Here is a 1,127-nt window from a genome sequence, read left to right as displayed (position 1 = left end):
TTTATCACCCAGGCCATGGAAACCCTGGCCAACAAGGGCGAGGCAGTGGAACTGAATACCGAAGGCAAACGCTTTGCGGTCATCGTGGACGAGGCTCACAGCTCCCAATCCGGCGAGACCGCCATGGAGCTGCGCAAGGTACTGAACCGGGACGGTATTGAAGCGGCCATTGCCGATGAATTTCTGGATGACGAGGAGGAAGCCCTTTCCGAAGCGGCCAGAAAAGCCCTGTTGGAGGAAATGCTCAAACGCCCGCGCCAGCCTAACATCAGTTTCTTCGCCTTCACGGCCACGCCCAAGTTCAAGACCCAGGCCCTGTTTAATGCTCCAGGCCCGGATGGCAAGCCGCCTTTTCATCTGTACTCCATGCGACAGGCCATCGAGGAAGGCTTCATCATGGATGTGCTGGAAAACTACACCACCTACAAGTCCTATTACGGGCTGATCAAATCCATTGAGGATGATCCCGAGGTGCCCCGGCGCAAGACGGCCAAGGCCATGGCGCGCTTTATGTCATTGCATCCGCACAATATCGCCCAGAAGGTAGAAGTAATCGTGGAGCATTTCCGCCATAACACCCGCCACCGCATCGGCGGGCGCGCCAAGGCCATGGTGGTCACCGCCTCTCGGCTGCACGCGGTGCGTTACAAGCAGGCGTTTGATCAATACCTCAAGGACAAGGACATCAAAGGCATCCGGTCTCTGGTGGCCTTTTCCGGCAGCGTCACCGACCCGGATTTCCCGGATCATTCCTACACGGAAGTGGGAATGAACCAGGGCATCAAGGAATCCGAACTGCCTGAACAGTTCGCCACCGAGCAGTATCAGGTACTGCTGGTGGCGGAAAAATACCAGACCGGCTTTGACCAGCCCTTGCTGCACACCATGTATGTGGACAAGCGCTTGTCCGGCATCCAGGCAGTACAGACATTGTCCCGCCTGAACCGCACCACAGCGGGCAAGGAAAACACCTTCGTACTGGACTTCGTCAATGAGCCAGGCGAGATCTACACGGCTTTCAAGCCCTATTACGAAGTGACGCCCCAGGGTGAGGAATCCGACCCCCACCAGCTCTATGACCTGCAACACCGGCTTCAGCAAGCGCAGGTATTTTTTGACGATGACAT

1 pseudogene is annotated in these 1,127 nt (G+C 56.7%); it reads left to right on the top strand.

The window, feature by feature from the left end:
* Window positions 1–1,127: pseudogene (locus A3754_RS28015) on the top strand (type I restriction endonuclease subunit R); the annotation flags it as partial.

The sequence above is a fragment of the Alcanivorax sp. HI0083 genome (assembly GCF_001635175.1).
Note: the sequence above shows the minus strand (reverse complement) of the source record. Positions and strands in the feature narration are given on the sequence as shown.